Source organism: Tunicatimonas sp. (assembly GCF_049647865.1).
Lineage (GTDB): Bacteria > Bacteroidota > Bacteroidia > Cytophagales > Cyclobacteriaceae > Tunicatimonas.
Map to the genome: position 1 here is coordinate 1 of NZ_JBARYM010000164.1, position 1,626 is coordinate 1,626.

General features: G+C 41.5%; 3 protein-coding genes. All 3 read right to left on the minus strand.

The genetic code is table 11. The annotated features are described in order from the left end of the window. Nucleotides 1–239 precede the first annotated feature (239 nt). The gene (gene rhaM, locus WBA23_RS05095) at nucleotides 240–554 is read right to left on the minus strand and encodes an L-rhamnose mutarotase (RefSeq protein ID WP_424581168.1); all 315 of its coding nucleotides are present in this window, start codon (nucleotides 552–554) and stop codon (nucleotides 240–242) included. 42 nt (nucleotides 555–596) lie between these two features. Beyond that, nucleotides 597–1,382 carry a TraB/GumN family protein gene (locus WBA23_RS05100; RefSeq protein WP_424581169.1) on the minus strand — a complete coding sequence of 262 codons (786 nt, stop codon included), beginning with the start codon at nucleotides 1,380–1,382 and terminating at the stop codon, nucleotides 597–599. Nucleotides 1,383–1,492: 110 nt separating this feature from the next. After that, a partial coding sequence (locus tag WBA23_RS05105; RefSeq protein ID WP_424581170.1) for a DUF1501 domain-containing protein occupies nucleotides 1,493–1,626 on the minus strand: 134 nt, incomplete at its 5' end.

Sequence of the window (1,626 nt, forward strand, 5' to 3'; positions counted from 1 at the left end):
GCGCTTCCCTGGTCGGAAAGGTGCTGATAAGCCGCTTGAAGGGGTTCCCGTAGAGCAGTGGTATATTGATTTTCCTTCTCTGGGCTCATCTGGCTACGAAGGATTGTTCCGGCTCCGCCGTGAAGGGCAATGGCAATGGGCATAAAAAGTCAGTATTGTCTGGACTTGCTAAAGTAGGCAAATTTAGCTTTTGATACGACAGGAAATAATACAGGCTACGTTAGCTTAGTTATTACGCACTATTTCATATAGAAAACAGGTTCCAACGGCTTACTAATAGGTGAATCATCCGCGTGGGTTTCCATGATATCTTTCATGTAAGCCCACCACTTTTTCATTACAGTCTCCTGCGCCAACTGATCTACCTTCTGGTCGTCGGCCAGCACGTAGGTAGCGAACAATTCGTGCGTATCGGGGTCGTGAAAAATATGATAATCGCTAATGCCGCTTTGGTGCAGCAAATCCACCAGTTCGGGCCAGATGGCAGCGTGTCGTTTTTGGTACTCTTCCGCGTACTCTGGAAGCAACTGCATCTTAAACGCAACTTGTTTCATGAGTGATAGGTTGATAAGTAAAAAGTTGTTGTTTGATACAGGTTAACGAGCAGCAATAGGCTCTACTGAGTATCCCGATTCCCTCAATTGTTGAATCAATCCCTGTTTATACTGTAAATGCCGAAAACCAACGGCTACAAAGCAACTATTTTCTTTAAGTGCTTTTTGAATGATAGTTATCCACTTATCATTACGCTCAGTTAATTCAAAGGGGTGATCATGGTTTTCCTTTTCTAGCTGATAATCAATATTGAGGTTTTTGTAATCTTCTAACTGTTCACAACCTGATAAATCGTCGTTTAGCATTCTATCCATATATTTTGCACACATAGCTGCATATACAGAATCTTCTTCAGAAGTACTACTGAGAGAAGATCGCAGAAGAATATTTAATTGATTTTCATCCAACGATCGTATCTCCTTATTACTATTTAAAGCAGTTTCTACTATAAAAGAATCCAACGCTTCATAGGATTCACGGTCTTGGATATCGCAAAAATGAGTTGTATATAATTGAGCAAGATTAAGAGCAAGTATACTAGGAGGTAGATCGTAGTAACCTTGATCTTCTGACTTTTCTACAAAGGATTCAAATACCCGCTTTTGTTCTTTATCTAAGAGATTATCCCACCGTTCAACGCTCCAATAGTTGAGCTTTACGTCTTCACTCAGAGTTGTATTGGAATCAACTGTTGTCCGTTCTACAAAAAGTATATCAGCTTCCTCTAACTTTTTCACTGAATTAGGCAGCGATAAGAAAAAGTCAGGGTTCACTGTATGAAATGTCCCAAATAGGTAGGAAGTATCTTCAACTCCAGCCTTACTCACTTTCCATAGCAGCGTATTCGGATTATCCTGACCGATTAGACTTAAGCTGAAAAGAAAAGAAATGAGTAGAGTCAGCAACCTGAGCATAAGTAAGCTGTTTGGTAAAAACACTACGCAATAATATCCTTCACTACTTCACCGTGCACATCGGTTAGGCGAAAGCGGCGGCCCTGGTGTTTGAAGGTTAACCGTTCGTGGTCTACTCCGAGCAAGTGCATCAGGGTAGCCTGGACGTCGTGGACGT